Source organism: Erythrobacter sp. YT30, from assembly GCF_001542875.1.
GTDB lineage: Bacteria > Pseudomonadota > Alphaproteobacteria > Sphingomonadales > Sphingomonadaceae > Erythrobacter.
Map to the genome: position 1 here is coordinate 736,620 of NZ_LMAF01000002.1, position 17,844 is coordinate 754,463.

At 57.0% G+C, this 17,844-nt stretch carries 17 protein-coding genes; 5 read left to right on the forward strand and 12 right to left on the reverse strand.

All coding sequences use genetic code 11. The features are described 5' to 3' along the window. On the forward strand, nt 1-1,596 hold the full coding sequence (locus tag AUC45_RS08120; RefSeq protein WP_067600895.1) for a GMC family oxidoreductase: 1,596 nt from the start codon (nt 1-3) through the stop codon (nt 1,594-1,596). 205 nt (nt 1,597-1,801) lie between these two features. Here AUC45_RS08120 and amt read toward each other — a convergent pair whose 3' ends face one another. The 12 genes from amt to AUC45_RS08180 form a co-directional block, all read right to left on the reverse strand. Continuing rightward, nucleotides 1,802-3,139, reverse strand: coding sequence for an ammonium transporter (amt, locus tag AUC45_RS08125; RefSeq protein WP_067600898.1), 1,338 nt, complete (start codon nt 3,137-3,139; stop codon nt 1,802-1,804). A 14-nt stretch (nt 3,140-3,153) separates the two neighbouring features. After that, nucleotides 3,154-3,492, reverse strand: coding sequence for a P-II family nitrogen regulator (locus tag AUC45_RS08130; protein WP_067600901.1), 339 nt, complete (start codon nt 3,490-3,492; stop codon nt 3,154-3,156). 210 nt (nt 3,493-3,702) lie between these two features. Beyond that, nucleotides 3,703-4,263, reverse strand: a complete 561-nt coding sequence (locus AUC45_RS08135; RefSeq protein WP_067600903.1) for a pyridoxamine 5'-phosphate oxidase family protein — start codon at nt 4,261-4,263, stop codon at nt 3,703-3,705. Nucleotides 4,264-4,281: 18 nt separating this feature from the next. After that, nucleotides 4,282-5,151: an alpha/beta fold hydrolase gene (locus AUC45_RS08140; protein ID WP_067600905.1), complete on the reverse strand. Its 870-nt coding sequence runs from the start codon at nt 5,149-5,151 to the stop codon at nt 4,282-4,284. 37 nt (nt 5,152-5,188) lie between these two features. After that, a complete protein-coding gene (locus tag AUC45_RS08145) occupies nt 5,189-6,733 on the reverse strand; it encodes a peptide chain release factor 3 (protein WP_067603664.1) in 1,545 nt (514 codons plus the stop codon). Between the two features lie 19 nt (nt 6,734-6,752). Then, complete coding sequence (pheT, locus tag AUC45_RS08150; RefSeq protein WP_067600907.1) at nt 6,753-9,158, reverse strand: phenylalanine--tRNA ligase subunit beta; 2,406 nt, start codon at nt 9,156-9,158, stop codon at nt 6,753-6,755. Then, nucleotides 9,155-10,255 carry a phenylalanine--tRNA ligase subunit alpha gene (pheS, locus tag AUC45_RS08155; protein ID WP_067603666.1) on the reverse strand — a complete coding sequence of 367 codons (1,101 nt, stop codon included), beginning with the start codon at nt 10,253-10,255 and terminating at the stop codon, nt 9,155-9,157. The genes pheT and pheS overlap by 4 nt, the downstream gene beginning before the upstream one ends. A 184-nt stretch (nt 10,256-10,439) precedes the next feature. After that, complete coding sequence (locus AUC45_RS08160) at nt 10,440-11,357, reverse strand: AraC family transcriptional regulator (RefSeq protein ID WP_067603668.1); 918 nt, start codon at nt 11,355-11,357, stop codon at nt 10,440-10,442. Between the two features lie 189 nt (nt 11,358-11,546). Then, nucleotides 11,547-11,906 (reverse strand): 50S ribosomal protein L20, encoded by a 360-nt coding sequence (gene rplT / locus AUC45_RS08165; RefSeq protein WP_067600909.1) that lies wholly within the window; start codon nt 11,904-11,906, stop codon nt 11,547-11,549. A 24-nt stretch (nt 11,907-11,930) separates the two neighbouring features. Beyond that, nucleotides 11,931-12,134 carry a 50S ribosomal protein L35 gene (gene rpmI, locus AUC45_RS08170; protein WP_067603670.1) on the reverse strand — a complete coding sequence of 68 codons (204 nt, stop codon included), beginning with the start codon at nt 12,132-12,134 and terminating at the stop codon, nt 11,931-11,933. Between the two features lie 147 nt (nt 12,135-12,281). Next, on the reverse strand, nt 12,282-13,058 hold the full coding sequence (gene secD / locus AUC45_RS08175; protein WP_067600911.1) for a preprotein translocase subunit SecD: 777 nt from the start codon (nt 13,056-13,058) through the stop codon (nt 12,282-12,284). A 17-nt stretch (nt 13,059-13,075) separates the two neighbouring features. Continuing rightward, nucleotides 13,076-13,945, reverse strand: coding sequence for an inositol monophosphatase family protein (locus AUC45_RS08180; protein ID WP_082701037.1), 870 nt, complete (start codon nt 13,943-13,945; stop codon nt 13,076-13,078). Nucleotides 13,946-14,126: 181 nt separating this feature from the next. Between AUC45_RS08180 and AUC45_RS08185 the strand changes: the two genes are divergently transcribed. The 4 genes from AUC45_RS08185 to AUC45_RS08200 all read left to right on the forward strand — a co-directional run bounded on the left by AUC45_RS08185 (nt 14,127) and on the right by AUC45_RS08200 (nt 17,844). Next, on the forward strand, nt 14,127-15,059 hold the full coding sequence (locus tag AUC45_RS08185; protein WP_082701038.1) for a helix-turn-helix domain-containing protein: 933 nt from the start codon (nt 14,127-14,129) through the stop codon (nt 15,057-15,059). A gap of 145 nt (nt 15,060-15,204) precedes the next feature. Further along, on the forward strand, nt 15,205-16,140 hold the full coding sequence (locus AUC45_RS08190; protein WP_067600915.1) for a ribose-phosphate pyrophosphokinase: 936 nt from the start codon (nt 15,205-15,207) through the stop codon (nt 16,138-16,140). 44 nt (nt 16,141-16,184) lie between these two features. After that, nucleotides 16,185-17,465, forward strand: coding sequence for a hypothetical protein (locus AUC45_RS08195; protein WP_067600917.1), 1,281 nt, complete (start codon nt 16,185-16,187; stop codon nt 17,463-17,465). After that, nucleotides 17,458-17,844 carry a ribose-phosphate pyrophosphokinase gene (locus AUC45_RS08200; RefSeq protein WP_233998602.1) on the forward strand — a complete coding sequence of 129 codons (387 nt, stop codon included), beginning with the start codon at nt 17,458-17,460 and terminating at the stop codon, nt 17,842-17,844. The genes AUC45_RS08195 and AUC45_RS08200 overlap by 8 nt, the downstream gene beginning before the upstream one ends.

Consider the following 17,844-nt stretch of genomic DNA (forward strand, 5'->3'; position numbering starts at 1 on the left):
ATGGAAAGCTTTGACTACATCGTCATAGGCGGTGGGAGCGGTGGCAGCGCGGCTGCTGGACGATTGGCAGTTGATGGGACGCGTCGCGTTTGCCTGATTGAAGCGGGCGGCCGAAATAACAATGTCATCATTAAGACACCGGGCTTCATGCCCTTCATTCGCAACTCGTCGAACTACAAGTTTGATACCATCCCGCAAAAGGGACTGAATGGACGGGTCGGCTATCAGCCACGTGGCAAAGGCCTCGGCGGATCATCAGCTATCAATGCGATGGTATATATCAGAGGCACTGCGTGGGACTACGACAACTGGGCCGCGATGGGCTGTGATGGCTGGGCATACGAAGATGTCCTTCCATACTTTAAGAAATCAGAGGCAAACGAGCGCGGCGCTGATGACTACCACGGTGCTGGCGGCCCACTTTTCGTATCTGATCAAAGATCGCCGAATCCCACCAGTCAGGCGTTTGTTGAAGCAGCCCAGGAATTGCAGCTGCGTACGAATAACGACTTTAATGGTGAGCGTCAGGACGGCTTTGGTCTTTATCAGGTCACCCAACGAAATGGCGAGCGCTGGTCAGCAGCACGCGGATATGTCGAACCCATCCGCGAACAGGGCAATTTTGCGATCCGTACAAACACATTGGTCGAAAAGCTGGTGGTCGAGGGCGGGCGCGTCACCGGAGTGATGGTTCGCAATGGGAAGCGCGTCGGAATGCTTTATGCGCGGCACGGCGTAATCCTCTCAGCTGGCGCCTTCAACACACCTCAGATTCTGATGCTCTCAGGCATTGGCCCTGCCGAGCATCTGAAGCAGCATGGGATCGATGTTGTGATCGACAAACCAGTTGTGGGTTCAAATCTGCAGGATCACATCGACTACGTCTCTGGCTGGGAGACGGAAAGCGACGTACCGATCGGTGGCACTGTCAAAGGCACGCTGCGGATGGCAGCCGCAATGGTCGAACATAGGCGCAAGCGCACAGGAGCCATGACCACTTGCTACGCTGAATCAGGCGGTTTCTGGTCCGTCATGCCCGATGCGCCCAGCCCGGACGTCCAATGGCATTTCGTCCCTGCGGTTTTGGAAGATCATGGCCGCGAACAGGTTAAAGAGCACGGCTTTTCATTGCATGCCTGTGTGCTTCGCCCAGAGAGCCGAGGCACTGTGCGACTGGGATCGCGCAATGCGGCTGACGCACCATTGATTGATCCGAACTTTCTTGATGATCCGCGCGATATCGTCGTTTTGCGCGAGGGTGTTAGGCTGTCTCATCGGATCGTGGATACCCCTCCAATGCAGGCCTTTGGCCCGAAGGACAGGCATCCGGTTGATCTCGATGATGATGATGCGCTCGATCATCTGCTGCGCGAGCGTTCAGATTCGGTCTATCACCCCGTGGGCACGTGCCGGATGGGCTCAGACGAGGATGCAGTGGTCGATCCATCGCTTAGATTCCGCGGCCTTGATGGTCTGTGGATCGCAGATGCCAGCGTGATGCCGAAGATCGTGAGCGGGAACACCAATGCCCCCTCAATCATGATCGGTGAGCGCTGCGCCGATTTTGTGAAAGCTGACGAAAAAGTCCACGCCTAACCACTGCGCCCCTGCTGAAGCAATCGCCATAAAAAAGTGGGCCGGAGCGCTATGCTCCGACCCGTCATAAGGTGTTTGTTCGCAGGAGGAACAAGGTGAGGCGGGGAAAAAGGGAGAGGAAGAATTCCCCCGCCAAACTAAAAAACTTCAGGTTCGGATCACGCGGGGCGGGCAACCATTAGACGCCCCGCGCAATTTCACCGATCTATGTGCGAGCGAATTCGGGATATGCTTCCACCCCGATTTCCGCCTTATCGAGCCCATTCACTTCGTCTTCTTCCGAAGGACGGACGCCGATGGTGTATTTGAGAGCCAGCCAGACGACTGCTGACGCAGCGCTGACCCAGACAGCGGTTAGAAGCACGCCGACGAGTTGACCCATGAAGGTAACGCCGGCGTCGGGCGCTGCAGTGAAGGCAACCACGAGAGTGCCCCAGATGCCCGCGAAAAGGTGGACAGGGATAGCCCCGACCACGTCATCAATCTTGAGCTTGTCGAGCAGCGGCACCGTGAAGACGACGATCGCACCACCAATAGCGCCGACGACGATGGATTCGCCAACCGATGGTGCAAGCGGCTCTGCGGTGATTGAAACAAGACCTGCCAAGGCACCGTTAAGAGCCATTGTCACGTCCGCTTTTTTGTAGAGCAGCTGTGTCAGAATGATTGCTGTTACAACACCCCCGGCAGCAGCCATGTTGGTGTTCACAAATATCTTCGACACGTCGGAAACGTCACCAACCGTACCCATTGCAAGCTGCGACGCTCCGTTAAATCCGAACCAACCGAGCCAGAGGATAAATGTGCCAAGCGTCGCAAGCGGGATGTTTGTCCCTGGAAAGACGTTTACCTTTCCATCAGGCCCATAGCGGCCGGCCCGCGAACCAATGATGATTGCGCCAACAAGTGCAGCCCATCCACCGGTTGAGTGCACAAGAGTGGATCCAGCGAAATCGCTGAAGCCGTGAACGCTATCAAGGTAGCCACCACCCCATTCCCAGCTGACAACAACAGGGTAAATCAGACCAGTTAGAGCAGTCACGAAGATGAAGAACGGTACGATTTTCACGCGTTCAGCAACTGTGCCCGACACGATCGAAGCAGTCGTTGCGCAGAAAACCATCTGAAAGAACCAGTCTGACGCGACCGAGTAGCCGGTTTCTGTGTCGGCTGTGCCAACATCTTGCATTGAATATATACCGGTAAATCCGCCGATCAGACCTAGCGAGTCTTCGGCAAAACCAGGGTAGGCGATGTTGTAACCGCACACCCAGAACATCAGGCCGGCAATCGAATACAAACCAATGTTCTTTAGACACTGGGTCGATGTGTTTTTCGCCCGGACCAAGCCTGCTTCGAGCATGGCGAAACCCGCCGCCATCCACATGACCAGAAAGCCGCCGATCAAGAAAAGCAGCGTATTGAGAATGTATGCCGTGCCTGGCGCGACCACTTCGGCTGCTGGCACCGCAGCCATGGCAGGCTGTGCAATCGAAGCTGCACCCAGGCCGAGGACAGCGAATTTAAGAACAGAACGTGTCACTTATCGTCCCCCAATTAGAGTGCAGTTTCGCCGGATTCACCGGTGCGAATTCGGGTTGCCGATGCGAGTTCGAGCACGAAGATCTTTCCGTCTCCGATCGCTTCGGTATTGGCGGTTTGTTCGATTGTCTCGACCACTTGCGCCGCGATCTCGTCGCTGGCTGCAATCTCGAGCTTCACTTTTGGAAGCATATTGGTCGAATACTCTGCGCCGCGATAAATCTCGGTCTGCCCTTTTTGGCGACCAAACCCTTTCACTTCAGAAACGGTCATGCCCGCAACACCAATGCTGCCCAGCGCTTCGCGGACCTCATCGAGCTTGAACGGTTTTATGATGGCGATGATGAATTTCATCTGTGCCCCCTGTTATGCACCGGACGACCCGGCGCATATGAGGGAGCAAAAGGCGTGCCAGTTTTTTGTCGTTTGGGTGACGCTGCGGAATCAGAGGGTTGTATTACTCGCTGTCATTCGGAGCTGCACAAATTTTAACCTTTTGCTTACTAATTAGGCAGAAAGGTGTTCAAATTGCGACTAACCTGCAAACACTTCGCAAAAGTGTCATCAGAACCACCCCTCAATGTAACGATCGGTCGCGCGCGTCGGAAGGCCGTCAATGCTGCTGGTGCGTTTTGCCATCTTCGCCTCCCATTCTGCGGGATCGCTCTGACGGTGCGCTTTTTTCAGGGTTTCGCGCTCACCCTCAAGGCTCATAAACGGCACGCCCCACCCACAGGAGGTTTGCACGCTTTCGACATCAATCACGAAAATCTGGCGAGTGCCAGGCATCAAAGTGAAGCCTGCAGCCAGCTCCCCCCACTCGTCATCCTGCGGCAAAACCGGGCGCCCCCTGCCATAGATCCGCAAAATCAGGGCAGGCCTGTCAAAATTGCAGAACATGATCGTTATGCGACCATCCGCTGCCAGATGCGCGTGCGTTTCATTGCCTGATCCGCCCAGGTCCAGATAGGCAACTTGCTTCGGGGACAGAACTCGAAATGCATCATACCCCTTGGGGCTCAGATTGATCCGTGCATCCGGAGCAGCCGTGGCCACGAAGAAGATCGGCTGCTTTTCAATCATCGCCACGTGCTTTGGATCAAGCGCATCGAAAAAATCAGCCATTTTTTGTCTCCCTCGACACTAAAGAAAGTCGCGCAGCACTCCGATAAACCGATCGAATTGATCGTGGTGCAGCCAGTGGCCGGCCTTCTCAAATTCGATCAAGCGTGCAGTATTGAAATGCTCCAGCCTACCGTCTTTTTCGGGGTTCGATGCCCAACTGTCCGCTCCATAAAGCAACAGAGTGGGACAGGAAATCGCGCCCCAGGTCGCCTCGATGAACTCGTCCGCGACATCTTCAACACCCCAGACGTTCAAGTGAGGATCGAACTTCCAGCTGTAAGTGCCGTCCTCATTGCGATTGACGCCATGAATTGTGAGATGACGCGCCTGATCCTTGGTGAGATATGAGTTTTCCTCGATCATGCGCGCAAAGGCCGCTTCGATACTTTCGTATTTGCGCGGCGTGCGCCCGGCGGCAGAGCGCTTCTTTTCAATCCATTCGCGCATCCGCTCTGGGTAGGGCGTTTTTCGCTGCTCTGCCTTCCATTCAGGCGAAGGCCCCAGCCCTTCGATTGCCACAAGCTTGGTGACCATCTTAGGGAACATGCCTGCATATCGCAGCGCGACATTTCCACCCATTGAATGCGATACGATGCGTACAGGACCGCGGCCAAGCTGGTGAACGAATTGCGCTAGGTCATAGACCATATCATTGGAATTATAATTGCCATCGGACACCCAATCGCTGTCACCGTGCCCCCGATGATCCATTGCGACGACGTGATAATCATCGCTCAGGGCTTCCGCGGTCCAATCCCAGTTTCGAGCATGATCGCGCCCGCCGTGCACCAGCACCAGTGGCGGCTTTTCCGTATTCCCCCAGTCGAAGTAATTGAGCTTCAGTCTTTGGGAGATGAATGTCTGTGACGTGGGTCCATGGCCGTTCATGGTTTTGCCATGCCGCGAACTTGCGTTCCCTGCAACCTTACCTTTCCTTGGTAGCGGAGAAGGTGAGCTCGGGGTTCTTTTCGACCTGGTAATTCACATCCCAGGGGCTCTTCGCCATAAAGACAAGATCACCATCGCGGTCTTTGGCCAAGTTCGCGCGGTTGAAGCTTTCAAATTCATCGAGCGCTTTTTGATTGCCCTTCAGCCAGCGCGCAGTCGCGAAAGGCGCTGCTTCTAGCGCGGCCTCCACTTTGTATTCTGCCGAAAGCCGCGAAATCAGGACGTCCAGCTGAAGCTGGCCAACGACTCCCACGATATGTTGAGCGCCGATCTCAGGATAGAAGACCTGGATCACGCCTTCCTCTGAGAGGTCATCCAGCGCCTTGCGAAGCTGCTTTGTCTTTGTCGGATCCTTCAATTGAACTCTGCGCAGGATTTCAGGCGCGAAATTCGGGAGGCCTGTAAAGCGGACCTGATCTTTTTCGCTCAGCGTATCGCCAACCCGCAATGTGCCATGGTTGGGGATTCCGATGATATCGCCAGCTTCCGCGGTGTCCGCGATTTCGCGATCCTGCGCGAAAAACAGGATGGGTGAATGGATCGCAATGGGCTTGCCCAGGCCTGATGGCGTCAGCTTCATGCCGCGTTTGAAGGTTCCCGACACCTGCCGCATAAAAGCGATGCGGTCGCGGTGATTAGGGTCCATATTCGCCTGAACCTTGAAAATGAAGCCCGTGACTTCATCATGCTCGGGCGCAATCCGTTCCTCACCTGCCGGTTGCGCGCGCGGCGGCGGGGCGTGTTTGGCTATTGCATCGATCAATTCGGTGACGCCGAAATTCTTGAGCGCGGACCCGAAATAGACCGGTGTCAGGTCGCCATTGCGATATGCCTCGGCATCGAATTCGGGATAGCCGACTTGAGCCAGTTCAGCCTCTTCGGCGAACTCCGCGGGGATGGTTGGGCTTTCATCCCGCTTTCCAAGAAACTCTTTTGAAGCGCCTTCCGGACGGCTGACCGCTCCATCGGCGAAGTTCATGATGCCTTCGAATTGTCCGCCCATGCCGATGGGCCAGCTCTGGGGAGACACATCAAGCGCCAGCATATCGGCGACTTCATCAAGCGTTTCGAACGGGTCGCGCCCTTCGCGATCGACCTTGTTGACGAAGGTGATGATCGGCACCGAACGCAGGCGGCACACTTCGAACAGTTTGCGCGTCTGCGGCTCGATACCCTTGGCCGCATCGATCACCATCACCGCCGAATCCACAGCAGTCAGCGTGCGGTAGGTGTCTTCGGAAAAGTCCTCGTGTCCCGGCGTGTCGAGCAGGTTGAAGGTGATGGTCTCGCCATCATACTCTTTCTCGAAAGTCATCACCGATGAGGTGACCGAGATACCGCGCTGCTGCTCGATCTTCATCCAGTCCGAACGCGCTCGCCGTGCATCGCCGCGCGCCTTTACCTGTCCTGCAAGGTGGATCGCGCCGCCTTGCAAAAGCAGCTTTTCAGTCAGCGTCGTCTTACCCGCGTCAGGGTGCGAGATGATGGCAAAGGTGCGTCGGTTGCTTTTGGGATTGGACATATATGCTTCAGACCAGCGCTTACCCGCGCAGTTCCGCCCCGAGCTTGGCTGCAGCTGCGATGATGGCATCGGAAATCGCCTTCAAGTCTTTATCCTTGAAGCTCTTTTCCTGCGGTTGCAGCGTCACTTCTATGGCGACCGATTTCTTGCCTTCGGGCACGCCTTCTCCGGCGAAGACGTCAAAGACTTTGGCACTGACAATGCTGGTCTTATCAGCAGATCGGACTGCGCGTGTGAGATCGTCTGCCGTTATCTCGTTTCCTACAAGAAATGCGAAATCGCGCCTTACGCTTTGCAGGGCTGGCGGTGTGAAGGGTGCGCGCGCAAATCCTACATTCGCTTTCTTTTGAGGGACTTGATCGAGGAAAATCTCCGCCGCCGCGACAGGACCATCCAAATCAAACGCCTTGAGCGTTGCTGGGTGAAGCATGCCAAAACGCGCAAGGACCTTCTTTGGCCCTAAGCGCAGAGTCGCCGATTGTCCGGGGTGGTATTGCGTGCCCGTTCCTTCTGCCACCGGCTGCATCACCATCAACTTTGCCGCAGGCGCGCCCGCTGCCTCGAGCAGGTCGAGCGCAATCGCCTTGGCATCAAACGCATCGAAATGCGCCGCCTTGCCACTCGCCCAGCCGCGCTGCGTTTTCTCTCCACTAAGGACAACACCAAGCGTTGCGCGTTCATCGCTCAATCCATCCGCGCCCTTGAAGTACCGCCGCCCAAGCTCGAACAGCCGCGAGGTCTGCCCGCCGCGGTCCGCATTGCGCTTGGCCGCGATTAACAGGCCCGGAAGAAGCGAGGGCTGCATCACTTTCATGTCTTCGCTGATCGGATTGGCGAGCGACCACAATTCCGCGCCTTCAGGCGCGAAATGCTGCGCTTCTGCTTCAGGCAGGAAACACCACGTAACGGCCTCGTTGAGACCACTCGCGGCAGCCGCACGGCGCACTCGGCGCTCGGTGATCTGTGCCTGTGTCGCGGTTGGCCGCGCCACGCCTTCCATGCGGGGCAAAGCAACGCCTTCCACCTTGTCGAGGCCGTGAATACGCACAACTTCTTCGACCAGATCGGCTGGACCTTCGATGTCGTGACGACGCAGCGGGCAGTTCACCTGCCAATCACCACCCACTTCGAAATCGAGGCTTTCCAGGATCCGCTTCTGCTCATCGGCAGGCACATCCACCCCGCCCAGCTTCGCGGTCAAAGCTGTATCAAAAGCAACCACTTTTGCCTCGCTCGGCGGCGATCCGGCGCGGACGATATCGCTCGCTTCGCCGCCAGCCAATTCGACAATCAGCCCGGTCAGAAGATCGAGCCCCTCTTCGAGAAACGCAGGATCAACCCCGCGCTCAAACCGGGTGCGCGCATCGGATGCAAGGCCCAGTCTGCGCCCCGTCACCCCGATGCGGGCGGGATCGAAATAGGCGATCTCAAGTAGTACGTCGCTCGTGTCATCCTGAACGCCCGAATTCTCACCGCCCATAATGCCGGCAATATCGTGGACTTCGTTATCGTCCGCGATCACCACCATACTTTCATCGAGCGTGTAGGTTTTCTCATTGAGCGCCAGCACTTGCTCGCCAGCTGTGGCGCGCCGAGCGACGACGGCTCCTGAGAGCTTTGCCAGATCATAGACGTGCGCCGGGCGCCCAAAGGCGAGCATCAGATAGTTCGTCAGATCGACTAGCAGTGAAATCGGGCGCTGGCCCGCTGACTTCAGCCGTTGCTGGAGCCAATCGGGCGATGGGCCGTTTTTGACGCCTTTGATGACCCGCCCATAGAATGCAGGGCACCCTTCTGGATCATCTGTGCGGATTTCGACCGGGCATTCGCCGGACGCATCAAACTTGGGGAATGCGATGGGCTTCAATGTGCCAAGGCCAGCGGCTGCCAGATCGCGGGCAATACCGTAAACGCCCATGCAATCAGGGCGGTTGGGCGTGATGGCGACATCGATAATCGGCGATGAGCCTTGATAATCGGCAAAGCTGTGGCCGACGCTCGCATCATCGGGCAATTCGATAATGCCATCATGGTCTTCGCCGAGCTCAAGCTCGCGCGCGGAACACATCATGCCGGTGCTCTCAACGCCGCGAATGGCGGCCTTGCGCAGTTCCATGCCATTTGACGGAACGACCGCGCCGGGCAGGCCCAGCACTCCCTTCATCCCCGCGCGCGCATTGGGCGCGCCGCACACGACTTGCAGCGGATCGCCTTCGCCAGTGTCGACTTTCAGGACTTGCAGCTTGTCCGCATCAGGGTGCTTTTCCGCGCTCAAGACATGCGCGACCTTGAAGCCTTTCAGCGTCTCGGATGGATCTTCCACCCCTTCAACTTCGAGGCCGATCGCGTTCAACGCATCGGTGATCTCTGATAGCGAAGCGCCCGTGTCGAGATGGTCTTTGAGCCAGGTGGTCGAGAATTTCATGCCCGTGCTCCCACGCCAGCGGAAAGCGCTGGTTGGTCAACCGCAGCAAACCCATAATGCGAAAGCCAGCGCGGATCGCCATCGAAGAACGCGCGCAGATCGTTCATGCCGTATTTGAGCATGGCAATCCGATCAATGCCGAGGCCAAAGGCAAAGCCCTGATATTCATCCGGATCAACGCCTGCGAATTCCAGCACGCGGCGGTTCACCATGCCGCTACCGCCAAGCTCCATCCAGTCATGGCCTTCATCATCGCCATTTCCGCCCACAACGCGGCGGTCTCCTTCGTTCGAATACCCGACATCAACTTCAACCGATGGCTCGGTGAAGGGGAAATAGGATGGGCGCAGGCGCAAAGTGATGTCTTCGCGTTCGAAGAAAGCTTTGAAGAAAGTCTCAAGCGTCCATTTGAGGTGGCCGAGGTGAATGTCCTTGTCGATTACAAGGCCTTCTACCTGATGGAACATGGGCGTGTGGGTTGCATCGCTATCGCTGCGATAGACACGGCCCGGCGCAATGATGCGGATGGGCGCGCCTTGGTCTTTTAAGCTGCGGATTTGGACAGGCGAGGTGTGCGTGCGCAGCAGCATCTGGCCGCCATCAGGCGCAGCGTCCGGGAAATAGAACGTGTCGTGCATCGCGCGCGCAGGATGCGATTCATCCATGTTGAGCGCGGTGAAATTGTGCCAATCATCCTCAATCTCAGGACCGGTCGCGACGGCAAAGCCGAGATCGGCGAAAATCTCTGCAAGCTCGTCCATCACCTGGCTGACAGGATGGACTGAACCTTTGGCGCTTTCGGGCGCGGGCAAAGTGAGATCAATGGTCTCAGCTGCCAATTGCGCTTCCAATGCGGCGCTTTCGAGCTCGCCCTTTTTCGCATCGAGCGCATCGGCAATCTCTGCGCGCACGGCCTGAATCGCAGGCGCCGCTTCGGAGCGTTCTTCGGGTGACATGCCGCCCAGTGTTTTGAGCGCAAGGCTGACCCAGCCCTTTTTGCCGAGCGCATCCAAGCGCACAGCTTCCAATGCATCGAGAGTGTCCGCCTTGGCTATCGCATCAAGCGCGGTTTGTTTCTGTGATGTAAGATCAGTCATCATTTGTCCTTGGCACTGGGCCTTGCCCCTTTCCTCGCCTCTTCCACCCGGATTTTCGCACCGGGTCACGATCCAGGCGCAAGGGCAGAGGGCGTGGGGAAGTCCAGTGGCGCTATTATTTCTGACGCCCGCTAGCGGTATTCAAGGGGAGTTGCAAAGGGCTTTGCCCCTTGCGGCATGCCAATCAGCGGGCCGGCTTGTCCAGGGTCTGTGCCGCAGATCCCCAAACGCGTGCCCTTGCCTCGACAAAAGCTGACAGGATGGGGTGATCAAGGCTCGCATATTCGCTCGGATTCATGGTCATAAATTCATGAAATTCGCGAGTGAACTGGGCCTGATCGTGGTAATGTTCGTCCATCGATTCCGTCCAGCGCTGGCCACCTCTTTGCCCCTCGTGGAGCATGAATGTTGTGAGGCTGCGCATGAAACGCTGGCGCCGCATCAAAAGCTTGGGCGTAAATCCGAAATAGCGGCGGCACACGCGCTCCAGAGTGCGAACGCTCATTCCGCTTGCATCGGCCAATTCGGCAACGCTGGCGAGCGTTTCATCGACGAGAGCCTTGTGAACGCGCAGGATCTTCGCCTCGTCCCGGTTCGGCCGCATTAGCGCACGCATGTTCGTGACGATGGTTTCGTACTGCTCTTCTTCGTCAATTTCGGGATTGCACAAAACGTCTGTCATGCAGTCAAACTTTGCAAAAACAGGGTCTGTCGCGCCATTGCTGACGATGTTAATTCGATCATAGGCGTCGACGTCCATGAAACGCGCCCAGCCTATCGGCAGGATGCCGATGCCCCAGACTTGCGAAGTGCCAAGCTCAAACCGGCAGGGGCGCGAGCTGGGCCCTGTGGCGCCAAATGGCGGCGCTTCGACGCGCGTGGATCCCAATTCAGCTTTGAGATCGCCGCCGGAGAAATAGCGCAGATTTGCCCATTCCGGCTGGAGGTAGTCGACGACCGTGCCTGACCCCTTCACATCAAGGATCAGCCGGTAAAATGTGGTGAAGCAGCCGTCGAAATCGGCAGGCGGGGGATAGAAGCGGCTGCGGACGGTGTAATCGTCCGGTTCAGCAGCGTTTTGGCCGCCGAGCGTGGCGGACATCGCGCTTTTGACAGCGCCCGAGTGATTCCCCTCGTTCATAAGGCTTTAGTGCGCGAATTGACGGGAATTTACAAGTTTGTCGTCGCGTATCTACAAGTTAGCCAAAAACGCGCACTCGCCTAACAAAAACGGCGCCGCCCCGAGAGGCAGCGCCGTTTGAATTCTTTGAGCTTTTGGCCCTCACGCCAATCAGGCGGGAAGCGCGTCTTTCGCTTGCGCGATGATCGCTTTGAAAGCAGCTTCTTCGTTCATCGCCAGATCGGCCATGACTTTGCGGTCAAGCTCGATCCCCGCAAGCTTCACGCCGTGCATGAACTGCGAATAGGTGAGCCCTTCGGCGCGTACCGCTGCGTTGATGCGCTGGATCCAAAGCGCGCGGAAGCTGCGCTTTTTGACCTTGCGATCACGGTAAGCGTACTGGCCAGCCTTTTCGACGGCCTGGCGTGCAATACGAATGGTGTTTTTGCGACGACCGTGATAGCCCTTGGCTTGATCGAGGATCCGCTTGTGCTTGGCGCGTGTTGTCACGCCGCGTTTAATGCGAGGCATATCTCTATCTCCTTGGAATCGCGATCAATCGAGCCCGTATGGGGCCCATTTCTTGATTGTCTTTGCATCAGCGTCAGAGACAAGCGTGGTGCCGCGGTTCTGGCGGATATACTTTGCATTGTGGCTGATCAGACGGTGGCGTTTGCCTGCAACACCGTGCTTCACTTTGCCGGATGCGGTGATTTTGAAGCGCTTCTTCACACCGCTTTTGGTCTTAAGCTTGGGCATTTTCATCTCCTTGATTGAGACACATCAGGCCAGCCCTGGCAGCCCTTGTCGCCAGGCCGGACTCGCAATTACGTGTCGTGAAGACGCGCCACATACTATTTCTGGCGCGCGATGCAAGGGTTTTGGCGACTTACGAATTGTGCTTAATCAGTTCAGCACGCGCTCTTCGACAAGCGTGATCGGCACCGGCAAGGATCCTGATCGCAGCATGATTGCGAGCTCATTGGCGCTTTCATAAGTAAAGCCCCCCGATATCTGCACATGCCCACCCAGTATCGGTTCGCGCACGATTGGGACCGTGATGACCTTCCCGTCCAGGATCACTGCGATTTTCTTATCGACATTCGCTGCCGTGAATGCACCGAACAAGCGCTTGCCTTCCTCATCGAAGGAGAGGTTGACGACGGCTTCATCCGATCGCGCATCGAAACCCGCACGCGCTTCCTCAATTCGGCTTCCATCAAGCCCATCGATGATGCGGACTTTGGCCGATGGAAGCCCATCGGGCATGGGCAGGATGCGAGTTCCAGCTGGAAGGTCGCTCGGCAATGGATCACCGGGCAGGATTTCCTCACCGACCACGCCGAATTCCAGTGTCGTCCCGATACCCAGCAGATCCATCAGCTCGTCCCGATCATGCTCGAAAGGAATTGAGATAACGATCTGCCTGTCCTCGTTCGCTTCAACCGTGGCGGCGCTTTGACCCGTCGCATCAATCCGAGCGCGGATGACTTTGATCGCCGAATTCAAAGCCGTTTGCGGCGCCGACGGATCGTCAGAAATCTCGCCAATGGCCTCCTCGTCGAGTTCGAGAACATAGCTGTAAGTTGGAGTGGAGTTATCAGCCAGCGCTCCGCTTGCGGAAAACGCGAAGGTGCTGAGGATAAGAGACAGGCTCAGAACAATCGTGCGCATCTTGAGCATATCCGAAATCTCAGTCCTTATTCGTCACCAATAGGCGGGAATTTAAAACCGCCGCTGCTTGGCAAAATGGAAGTGTCTTTTGACAGCCGTACGTTGGGCGCCAATTCACTCGATCCCATCGCCGCGAGAACATCTTCCAAACGCGCCGGATCGCCAAGCGCGATCACAGTCCCGTCGCTCCCTGCATCAAGCGGGTTGCCCTGCCAGTCCGACATGATCCCGCCAGCCCCTTCGACCACGGGCACTAATGCGGCGTAATCATGCACTTTCAGTCCGGCTTCCATGACGCAATCAACGTGGCCGCTAGCGAGCATCGCGTAATTGTAGCAATCGCCGCCATAGATCGGGAAAGGCCGCTTGGGATAAGCATTGACGACCAGGTTGAGCCAGGCATCGGATTGCTCCGCATCAAAGCAATGCGGGCTGGTAGTCGCAAGCGACATGCCTTCAACCGCCGGACAGGGCCGGGCTTTCACCGGCTTGCCATTCAAGGTCGTGCCCTCGCCAATCTGTCCGATCCAGCGCTCTTTTTGAACCGGCTGATCAATTACGCCCAGTACGGGCCAGCCTTCCTGATTAAGCGCAATCAGCGTCCCGAAAATCGCGCGGCCTGCAACAAAGCTCTGCGTTCCATCAATCGGATCGAGTACCCATTGCCGGCCCGCACCTTCATTGCGGGTGCCATATTCTTCACCAATAATCCCGTCATCGGGGCGCTCTTTTTCAATGATCGCGCGCATGGCTGCTTCGGCTGCGCGATCAGCTTCGGTGACGGCGGAATTATCGGCTTTTGTTTCGGCTTCCCAATCCCCTCGAAACAAAGGCAAAATTGCATCCCGAGCAGCATCGGTAAGTTTTTGAGCAAGTTCAATATCGGTAAGCGCCATCGGCCAATTCTGCCTGTAGATTTCAAGTAACTGCCCGCTCACTACACGCCCCAATTCGTGTGCCAAGCACAAGTTCGTGCTTAACACAGATGTAAAATTGGGATCATTTCGAAATAAGCTGTGTTAAGAGCGTCGTGACTGACAGGGGATGTCAGTCCAATAGATCAGGGCGCGCAGAGGTATGTCTAAAAAACCAACGGGGGTTGAGCCGCGTTCAGGCATGACGCGCTCTGGCATGCCGCTTTCCTTCAATCGCGCGCCTGCACCTGATCTTGATCCATGGATCGCGCGCATAGTCGTCGCCAAGGTTGACGCACCTTCTGACTTCGAGCTCACCTGCGGCATCTGCAACGATATTGCGTTTCAGCGTGTGCTGCTGGGCGGCGAATGGATTGCGCATACGGCCGAGGGCCCCGTGAATGTGGGCGAGGAAGCCATCCTGCTTGGCCCCCATTCGCGGCACATGGCGGTGCAGTGCAAAGGCACCCTTTCAACCGTAAATGTCGGGTTTCGCCCCGGAGCAAAACGGCAATTGTTCGGCATCACCGCTGCCGAAATCGTCGATCGCATCGTGCGCGTCGATAAATTCGAGCTGGTGGGCGATGATGGCAAACCCATCTTTGATCCCGATGGCGAAGCGATTGAATGGGCGCAGCAATTGGAAGAAAAGGTGCGCGAATATGTTCGCAAGCACGATCCACTTCCGCCCGATCCGATCAGCTCTGCTTTTGAACTTGCAAGCTTTGCCGATCCCAATATCGCGCCCGGAGATTTTGCCGAAAGCCACAATATCAGCCTGCGCCAATTGGAACGCGTGGTGCGGCGCGATTTTGGTCTCACGCCCAAAACCGTGCTGAGGCGGGCAAGAGCGCTTGACCTTGCAGCGCAAATGCTGGGGCTGTCCGATGAACGCGAAGAGGAGGAATTTCTCCTGCGCTATTTCGATCAATCGCACCTGATCCGCGAATTTCAGGCCTTTTTCGGGATCACCCCGCAAGCGTTCCGTTCAAGCGAGCGATTGCTGCTGACGATCAATCTCGAAACCCGCGCAGCCCGGCGGCTGGAAGAGCTGCATCGGATCAAGCCTGGCCAGAAAAGGCCCTGGCAAAAATAGCCAAGCGCCGGCTTGTCAGCGCGGTACAGCGTGAACTTTTTCGAACAGCGCAAACAGACGCGGACAATCCCGCTTATCGTGTTGCGTTTTCATGACGCTGGGCTAGTCGATCCTTAACGCACAAAGGTACGGGGATTCGCACACCATGAAAATCATGTCCGGCAATTCAAACCTGCCGCTGGCCCGCGCGATTGCGGCCTATCTCGAAATCCCGTTGACCGATGCGAGTGTGCGGCGATTTGCCGATGAAGAAATCTTTGTCGAAATCCATGAAAACGTGCGCGGCGAAGATGTCTTTCTGGTCCAGCCAACAGGCTATCCCGCCAATGACAATTTGATGGAGCTCTTGATCTGCATCGATGCATGCAAACGTGCATCGGCGAAGCGGATCACGGCAGTAGTCCCCTATTTCGGGTATGCCCGGCAGGATCGTAAACCCGGACCGCGCACGCCAATCTCGGCAAAATTGGTGGCCAATCTCATCACCGAAGCCGGCGCTGATCGCGTGCTCGCAGTCGATCTTCACGCAGGGCAGATCCAGGGGTTCTTCGATATCCCGACCGACAACCTTTATGCAGCGCCCGTCATGGCTGCCGATATTCAGGCGCGTTATGGTGAGCGCGATCTGATGGTCGTCTCTCCCGATGTGGGCGGGGTTGTGCGCGCGCGGGCGCTTGCAAAGCGGCTCGACAACGCGCCGCTCGCCATTGTCGATAAACGCCGCGATCGCCCCGGCGAAAGCGAAGTCATGAACATTATCGGCGAGGTTGCGGGCAGGCACTGCATCCTGATTGATGATATCGTCGATTCAGGCGGTACGCTTTGCAATGCGGCTGACGCGCTGCTTGAGAACGGCGCGAAATCGGTCGCTGCCTATATCACCCACGGCGTGCTGTCTGGCGGCGCGGTGGCGCGGATTGATGGCTCGAAATTGGAAGAGCTTGTTATTTCCGATTCGATCCAGCTGACCGAAGCAGCGCTTGCATCCAACCGTATTCGCGCACTCACCATCGCGCCGCTTGTTGGCGAAGCAATCCGGCGCATTGCGGATGAAAGCAGTGTGAGTAGTCTGTTCGACTAATGGGCTGATCGGCAACGCGATTCGGCCTTCGAAAAGGGGGCTCGATGACCGTTCGTTTCTCAATCGCTTTTGCTGCTGGCTTTGTGCCGATTGCGGCATGTTTGCCAATCGCTGCTCCTGTCTTTGCGCAGACCTCATCTAGCTTCGAGTTCACTCTCGACCCCGCTCAGCGCCAGGCCAATTGGGACGCGGCAACGGCGGAAATTGCGAAGGCGGATCGAAACATAGCCGGTTTGGCACAGGACGTTCGCAATCTGCTGCGCACGCAAGATGTGGTTGAGCCTTATATGGCGGGCTATTCAATGAGCAGCGCCGATCTGGGTGATGTTTTGGCGCTCGCCTATTTCAACGCGGTTATGCTCGCCGATGGCGGCAAGACGGATGATCCGACGCAGGCGCAGATCGACGGGATCAGAAACCAGATCGCTTCAGCCAGCGAGGCGCAGTTCGCCCGGCTGACCGATGCGCAGAAACAGGAAACCGCCGATCGCCTGCTATACCTCATCATCCTGCAAAATGCGCTTGCGGAAGGGCTGAAAGGCCAGCCAGCGCTTGATCAATGGATGGACGCATTCGCCAAGACAAACAGCGAGATGCTGGGATTTGATGTAAGGCAAGTGCAGATGGGGCCGAGCGGTTTTGTCACCGCCGCAGGTTCGAGCGCTAATCCGGTGCAAACCAGCCCGCCGATCAAGGCGAGCACCGCTGCACCCTCGCTTGGCACCGGGCGCGATCAGATACTTGGCGTGGGGTATCAAAGCACTGCCGTTTTCATACCCGGCCCGTATGGCGGATCGCTGCAGCAGGTGAACAAGTTAACCGTGCTTCTAAAAGACGGGCGAGCCTGCGAGGATTGCCTTGAGGCTGTCCTTAAAAACGGTGCAGCAGCAATGGCAGCGCTGGAACCGCGCGATAAGGGCCGGTGGAGCAAATCAGGCCAGACCTACCGCGTCACCTTCGATGATGGCGACACCGATGATATCGCTGCCGACAAACTGTATGGCCCAGCCCCCAAAGGCGCAGCGCTTTCCGGAAGGTTCAAAGCCGTCAGCGGGACAAGCGTTGGCATTGCCACCACTCTCAGCGTCGATTTTCTCGATCTTGCCCCCAATGGCAGCTTTTCGCTCGAAGGAAACACATCAAGCCTCGGCACCTATGCCATCGCCAGTGTCGATAGAGGCGCGCAAACAGGGCGCTACACGGTCGATGGCTATCGCATCATTTTCGACTACGCGAATGGTACGCGTGAAGAGGAAAGCTTCGTCTTTTATGACAAGGACTTCCTCATCATCGGTGAAAAAGCGCACTATATCCCTGATGACTGACGCTGAACAAAAGCGCTCATTGTTCGATCCTGCCGAAATCCGCGAGACCCTTATCGGTGCCGCGCGGGCGCGCAATGCGCTTACTTACAGTCAGATGCTGAACCTGCTCGGCTACAGCTTCACCCGGCCCAAGATGCGCAGCTTATGTGCGGCGATGGACCGGATTGACGAGGAGGGACGGCTGGCGGGCGAGCCGGGGCTTGCGGTGCTGGTGGTGCGCCAATCGGATGGACTTCCGGGGCAGGGCTGGTTCGTCAACCGATCCCATCTGGCGGATGAAATGCCCGGAGACTGGCCGCTCGATTGGGAGGGGTCGGATGCCAAGCGTTATGTCGCGCTGCATCAAAACATCGCGTTCGATTACTGGGCCGAGCGTTAG

Excerpts from the sequence above, each read along its gene's own strand:
- AUC45_RS08120 (WP_067600895.1), top strand. The coding sequence starts at position 1 with ATGGAAAGCTTTGACTACATCGTCATAGGCGGTGGGAGCGGTGGCAGC.
- rplT (WP_067600909.1), bottom strand. The coding sequence starts at position 11,906 with ATGCCTCGCATTAAACGCGGCGTGACAACACGCGCCAAGCACAAGCGG.
- AUC45_RS08190 (WP_067600915.1), top strand. The coding sequence starts at position 15,205 with ATGAAAATCATGTCCGGCAATTCAAACCTGCCGCTGGCCCGCGCGATT.
- secD (WP_067600911.1), bottom strand. The coding sequence starts at position 13,058 with ATGCTCAAGATGCGCACGATTGTTCTGAGCCTGTCTCTTATCCTCAGC.
- AUC45_RS08145 (WP_067603664.1), bottom strand. The coding sequence starts at position 6,733 with ATGTCCAATCCCAAAAGCAACCGACGCACCTTTGCCATCATCTCGCAC.
- AUC45_RS08160 (WP_067603668.1), bottom strand. The coding sequence starts at position 11,357 with ATGTCCGCCACGCTCGGCGGCCAAAACGCTGCTGAACCGGACGATTAC.
- AUC45_RS08185 (WP_082701038.1), top strand. The coding sequence starts at position 14,127 with ATGTCTAAAAAACCAACGGGGGTTGAGCCGCGTTCAGGCATGACGCGC.
- AUC45_RS08200 (WP_233998602.1), top strand. The coding sequence starts at position 17,458 with ATGACTGACGCTGAACAAAAGCGCTCATTGTTCGATCCTGCCGAAATC.
- AUC45_RS08130 (WP_067600901.1), bottom strand. The coding sequence starts at position 3,492 with ATGAAATTCATCATCGCCATCATAAAACCGTTCAAGCTCGATGAGGTC.
- pheS (WP_067603666.1), bottom strand. The coding sequence starts at position 10,255 with ATGACTGATCTTACATCACAGAAACAAACCGCGCTTGATGCGATAGCC.
- pheT (WP_067600907.1), bottom strand. The coding sequence starts at position 9,158 with ATGAAATTCTCGACCACCTGGCTCAAAGACCATCTCGACACGGGCGCT.
- AUC45_RS08180 (WP_082701037.1), bottom strand. The coding sequence starts at position 13,945 with ATGGCGCTTACCGATATTGAACTTGCTCAAAAACTTACCGATGCTGCT.
- AUC45_RS08140 (WP_067600905.1), bottom strand. The coding sequence starts at position 5,151 with ATGAACGGCCATGGACCCACGTCACAGACATTCATCTCCCAAAGACTG.
- AUC45_RS08135 (WP_067600903.1), bottom strand. The coding sequence starts at position 4,263 with ATGGCTGATTTTTTCGATGCGCTTGATCCAAAGCACGTGGCGATGATT.
- AUC45_RS08195 (WP_067600917.1), top strand. The coding sequence starts at position 16,185 with ATGACCGTTCGTTTCTCAATCGCTTTTGCTGCTGGCTTTGTGCCGATT.
- rpmI (WP_067603670.1), bottom strand. The coding sequence starts at position 12,134 with ATGCCCAAGCTTAAGACCAAAAGCGGTGTGAAGAAGCGCTTCAAAATC.